Genomic DNA, 5,767 nt, shown 5'->3' with positions numbered 1-5,767 from the left:
TGGTTAACTTTTCCAAAGATTGCATCTTCTTTATCCGAATGTAAAAGTAACGAATAAATAAATTGGAAAATAAAATAATATTCGATTTTTTTATTAACTTTTTTAAATACTCTTTTTTCTTTTCTTCTTAATTCATTTATGAAATATTCCTTCAATGATTTTGGTATATTCTCAACCTGAATATTTAATGATAATTTTTCATTTATTTTATCAAAAAGAAATTGTAATTCTGCTTTATCTATTGATTCCAATTGTTTATCAAGATGTTCAAAAGGAATATCAAGTTCGTTTGATTCATCTGAAAAAGGAATTGGATTATTGATATTACCGTGATGTTTTTTGACTATTAAATAAAGGAAGAAAGGCATCATCTGTAAAAGTTCACCTTCTTTATCTTTCACAAAATTTTTTGCTATCCAAAAAGTCAAAACTGCTGAAATAAGCGAATGACCTGTTTCAGGTTGGTTTTTCATTATTACTTTATTGTTTTCATCTTTCTCAAAAAGATATTCTTGAAAGTAGGAAGTCGTTTTACCAAAATCGTGAGAAAAGCCCATCAACCAGACAAGCTTTTCCCAACGATCATTCGGAAAATATGAAGACAGATTGTGCTTTGTTTCTTTGAATTTTTTCAGACAGGAATAAGCAACATTTTGTAGATGAACTAAAATTAATTTATCGGGATGAGAGTAGATTTTAGAAGAAAACAATGTTATTTCCTTCTTCTGTTTTCCAAAACTGTGTAACTTTGCTTTTGATCGGTTTGCCATTCCTCTCAAAAAGAATATCTTCCCTTTTGTTTACAATACGATTCGGTTGCATTAATATCGGAAAGTTTACTTTGAAGATTTCTCTACTGATTTCAAAATCTACGGAATTATCATCTTGCAAACAAGAATACGGTAAAACAGAATCCACCTTTATCCAATCATCACTTTTAGAATTCTCAATTTCAATCTCATCAATAAATTCAAAATTCGCCAGAAGTTCACTTAAACCCAAAGAGATTGAGTAAACAGATGTATGGTTTTCCAAATTCTTTTTTAACTGGTCATAAATATTTCCATCTTTATGGGAAAAATAAATTACAAAGGCAGAATCTTTAAGAAATTCAATACGAATTTGAGTTCTGTTTTTTATTCTCCAAAATTGCTGTTTTGTATCTATCAGATTCTGAGTCCAACGAACTTTCTTGATTAGATTCTGTATTGATAATGCGATTTTGAATTCATCAGGATTTTGGAAATGTTCAAGATATTCATTTTTATCCAACCCGATAATTGCAGAAATAATCCCGATAATCGTCGGTGGTGGTGGAAATTCAAAAGTAAGAGGAGATGTTGTTGTATAAAATTTCTTGAAATGAGCATAATCTCCCCAAATTTTGAATTTGAGAATTTTATCCATAATTCCCCCAGTTACAGAGAGATTTCTGAAAATTTCTCTAATTCATTTAACTTGATTTCTTTTCCATTTTGAATAAATTTCATTCTGTCATCAATTATAAATTCGACGTTTTCAATTTTATCTTTATGAAGTTCAATTTGTTCGAGTAATTTTGAAATATTGATTTGATAATCTTCCGGCTTGCGGAGTTGTTCATCTCTTTTATCTGATTTCAATTTTATAAGATTATCCAGATCACCGATAAAGAAATTTGGTTCTTTGTAATTGATGAATAAAAGTAATCTCGGCATCTGACCGAATTTTGAACGAGAAATCAAACCTTTTGTTCCATTCCAGATCGCATCTTTCAATAGTTTGATATCTTCTGTTTGCAGTTTTGTGTGTTTCGCGGCATTCTCATTTACAATTCCATAAAAACAAATTAGCGAATACGGGAGAATATCTTCTTCCCGAAATGTTTTTTTAGTTGCATCTTTCCCGGAAGCAAAAGCTCCTGTTCCTTTGATGTGCTGAATTTTTACGGAATGAAGCGATTTTCCCATTTTGAATTGAACTGGTCCTGTCCAAGTAATTGAACTGGTTACATTTTTTGTTTTCTTCCCATCAAAGACCTTCAAATCTAAAGGAATTGTTGCTCCAAATAAACGAACATCGATACATTCTAACAGAATTGATTTAGAAATAAATTGCTTTTGTACTTCTGCCGACATTTCTTTGATTTTATCTTTATCTTCAGGTAAATAATCAGCCGCTCGAAGTTTTGCATCTTGAATATGTCCATCTTTGTTATAAACCACTTCCCGAACAAAAATATCATTTCCTTTTTCGTTAATGTAATCACGGATCGTTCTTTTCAAACGAACATCGGTTACAAGATTTCTTCCTGTTTCTTCATCCATTCTCGGTTTGTTTTCATCATTCGGGTCACCATTTGGGTTTGCATTCTGGATATCGTATAAAAACAATATCTCACCTCTGTTTTTGATCTTATACATATTAATACTCCTCTTTAATTTCTTCTGATTTGATTTTAAAATATTTCGATAAATTCATTCCTAAAACAAAAATAAAATTCATCTCATCTATTGCTATATTCCATTTTCGGAAATCACCTGCAGATATCAAATATTTGGAAATCAGGTTTTCCAACGGAATATAATAATTTGATTTATACTGCTCTAACTTCTCGATGATTTCAGGAACAAGAGCGGTAATATCCCGACCATCCATTTTTAAACCTTTGAGCTTACTTCTGAATGGAGTTGCTCCTCTTTCTCTTTGCTGAATATTCAAAAGAAATTGAGATAACACTCCGACCAGAAAAATACTCCGGTGCATATCACCTAAATAAAATTCTTTGAAATTTTCAAAGAATAATTCGACTTTAGATTCCAGTTCTTCTTTTGATTTTATTTCAAAAGATTCATAGAATTGTCTATCCATTTCGTTCTCCTTACTTTTTAATCTGAAAAGATTTAATTTGTTTAAAAAATTAATTAGCATAAATGATTTTATTGAATCAAACCAAAAAAATTGGTCATTAACAAAACAATTTCTTAAATAATAAATTATCTGCTGAATAATAAATTGATAATCGATTTTTGTGTCATTGAAGATCTTTTGAGTTAATTCCAAAAAGAATTTATCTTGATTTCCTTCGATTTTACTGTTTGGAAAAAATGTTCGCAGAACTCCAAAGTTGAATCTGAACATTTGTTTTCCTTCTTTATATTCTTTGAAGAAAATCATATTATCCACAAACTCTTTTGTTTCAAAAAGTTGTTTAATTCGCGAAGGTAAGACATCCTCAATCGAAGCTAAAATTCGGAAAACACTTTTTTGAGGTTTATCAAAAAAGAGAAGATTAAAAGTAACATTGTTCTTCTGCTTTTGAAGAAGATCAAAAACATCATCTTCTGCATTTGTTATTCTCAACCTGTCTTTATCGTTTATTCTTTGTGATTTTTTGTATGTAATAATTTCCTCGATAATATCTTCTTTCCCTTTTTCATTTGTTGTTTTCGGAATTAAGTAGTATCGCAATCCATAGAAATTGAATTTGAGATTATTATCCATCATTGTTATTCCGAGTTCAATATCGAGAGCACAATCGAGACAGATCGGATAATTCTTCCAACTTTTACTCTGATCAAATCCACCTGTAACCATTCCGGGTTTATCGACATTATAAAACTTTAAAGAGGTGAAATAACCATAAACTTCTGCTTTATTCATATTGCAAATAGAGCATAATTGATCTTCAGAGAATGAAGTTTTTTTGAAAGTTTTTGAATATCTATAATCAACTTTACTTTCTTCGGTAATGAATTTAGAGAAAAAATTGTAATCACCTATAAATTTTTGTTCTCCATTTTCTACAAAAACTATAGTAAGCACAACTCCACCACTTGCTAAATTTTCTGATTTTTCTTTAATTTGTGTAGTTATTTCATCAGACTTTGATTCAAGTTCAGAATGTATCATTTGTATAAATCTTTTTGCATTCTCATCAATAAAAGTTACATTTTGATTATTCAAAAACCAAGATTTGATTTTTTGATGATAACTACCAATAATATTATTTGCAGTCTTGCAAGTAGGAGTTTTATCTGTTCCTCTCGAGGATCCTCGTTTATATAGAAGTTTTGATTTTAAATTTGAACTATGTTCACGATAATCAACTTTACTGAAAACCCATTTCCAATTATTATTAAATAATTTTTCCTTTTCTTCGTTCTTCTCTTTTTTAAATTCAATTAAAATCAAATGTGAATAATTCAGTTCATCATAAGAATCTTCCAACCAAATATCAAAATTGGTTCTAATATTCGGATCGTTCACTTTTTCGTATTTCCCGAGTTCTGCAATCGCATTTATCATTCAACCTCCATTATATTTTCCCCACCATACCAAAACCTCTTGCAACTTGTTTTCCTATTCCAAGGTATTCTGGTATATAAAAATTTGTAATAAAACTCCCAACAAAACATAACATTTTTATATTTTTAAAGTTAACCATTCTTTTTATAAACCTTCCATCAACTTTCACTTCATCAATATCAGGAATTGTATATCCAAAACCTTTTGAAATCGTCTTAAGGTTTTCTCGCAAAAGATGTTTTAAAAACGCCATTTGATCATATCTATTTATACGATTGTATTTTTTATAATTCTCCTGGTTTAAAGCCATCCATGGTGATAAAAATCTGTAATTAATAAAATCATCAGCAGTTCCAAATTCCTCTTCTCTTAACAGAATCGATTTCTCGTTTATCACTTTCCTCTGTTCACCTATTTTAATATCTTCAATTTCCATAAATACTTTCTTAAGTAATTCAATACCTTCATTAATTCCTATGATAGCTGGTTTTCTTTCTATTGTCTTAAATTGGATGAGTGGATATGAATATCTAAATGAACCATCCATTAAGTGATTATGAATTATCTCGTAATTTGGATATTTACTAGAGATATACCCACGAAATTTCGGGATGTCAGAATTTCTAATTTCGTTTCCTTCAAATACTAAAATAATTTCTTTTATTTTCATAAATTCCTTATTCGCATCCTTGCTGAAATAAGAAGATTTTTTTATTAAATTACATCATTTATTCAATTCGCTTGTTTCATTGTCAATTTTTTATATATTGTTAGTCTTCACCCAAATATGGTCGGGGCGAGAAGATTCGAACTTCCGACCTCCTGGTCCCAAACCAGGCGCGCTAACCGGGCTGCGCTACGCCCCGACTGAGAGTAAAGTTTTTAAAACCCGATCAATTCATGTCAAATAAGCTACGATTTTATGTGAAAAAATGTAATAGAATCCATATTACACGCCCCGTCCGCGAGCGGACACCCCTCTTTTCCGTCTTCGTTACACTACGCCGTGACAGGTTAGAGGGGAAAAATCAAACCAATCCCACCTGTCTAATCCCTTCATACAACACGATAGCGACACTATTACTCAAATTTATTGAGCGAATGTCTTTAGTCATTGGAACTGTATAAGCGTTCTCCCAATATTCATGCAAAATAGATTCCGGCAAACCCCGTGTTTCAGGTCCGAAAATGAGGAAATCTCCCTCACAAAATGAAATATCCGTATATACTTTCTGGGGCTTGGTAGAAAAATAGTACTTGTTCGCTTTCTCATATTTCTTAAGAAAAGCTGCCCATGAGTCATGAATCTCAAGCTCGAGCTTGTCCCAATAATCAAGTCCAGCTCGTTTTAGATATTTGTCATTTAGTAGGAATTTCATTGGTTTGATGAGGTGTAGGACCGAGTTCGTGCCCACGCATAATCTGCCGATATTGCCTGTGTTTGAAGGTATTTCGGGTTCGTAAAGAACGATATGAAAGG

The 5,767-nt window shown here is 31.0% G+C and carries 6 protein-coding genes and 1 tRNA gene; all 7 read right to left on the bottom strand.

The genetic code is table 11. The annotated features are described in order from the left end of the window. A partial coding sequence (locus ENL20_13065; protein HHE39478.1) for a CRISPR-associated endonuclease Cas3'' occupies nucleotides 1-710 on the bottom strand: 710 nt, incomplete at its 3' end. After that, nucleotides 697-1,407 (bottom strand): type I-B CRISPR-associated protein Cas5, encoded by a 711-nt coding sequence (gene cas5b / locus ENL20_13060; protein HHE39477.1) that lies wholly within the window; start codon nucleotides 1,405-1,407, stop codon nucleotides 697-699. The genes ENL20_13065 and cas5b, both read right to left, overlap by 14 nt. An 11-nt stretch (nucleotides 1,408-1,418) precedes the next feature. Beyond that, nucleotides 1,419-2,402 (bottom strand): type I-B CRISPR-associated protein Cas7/Csh2, encoded by a 984-nt coding sequence (gene cas7b, locus ENL20_13055; GenBank protein HHE39476.1) that lies wholly within the window; start codon nucleotides 2,400-2,402, stop codon nucleotides 1,419-1,421. A gap of 1 nt (nucleotide 2,403) precedes the next feature. Next, nucleotides 2,404-4,287, bottom strand: a complete 1,884-nt coding sequence (locus ENL20_13050) for a TIGR02556 family CRISPR-associated protein (GenBank protein HHE39475.1) — start codon at nucleotides 4,285-4,287, stop codon at nucleotides 2,404-2,406. 10 nt (nucleotides 4,288-4,297) lie between these two features. Further along, nucleotides 4,298-4,957 carry a hypothetical protein gene (locus ENL20_13045; protein ID HHE39474.1) on the bottom strand — a complete coding sequence of 220 codons (660 nt, stop codon included), beginning with the start codon at nucleotides 4,955-4,957 and terminating at the stop codon, nucleotides 4,298-4,300. A 118-nt stretch (nucleotides 4,958-5,075) separates the two neighbouring features. Next, nucleotides 5,076-5,153 (bottom strand) — tRNA-Pro (locus ENL20_13040). A gap of 162 nt (nucleotides 5,154-5,315) precedes the next feature. Beyond that, entirely contained in the window at nucleotides 5,316-5,759 is a 444-nt protein-coding gene (locus ENL20_13035; protein HHE39473.1) for a tRNA (cytidine(34)-2'-O)-methyltransferase, read from the bottom strand. Nucleotides 5,760-5,767: the final 8 nt, after the last annotated feature.

Source organism: Candidatus Cloacimonadota bacterium (assembly GCA_011372345.1).
GTDB lineage: Bacteria > Cloacimonadota > Cloacimonadia > Cloacimonadales > TCS61 > DRTC01.
Note: the sequence above shows the minus strand (reverse complement) of the source record. Positions and strands in the feature narration are given on the sequence as shown.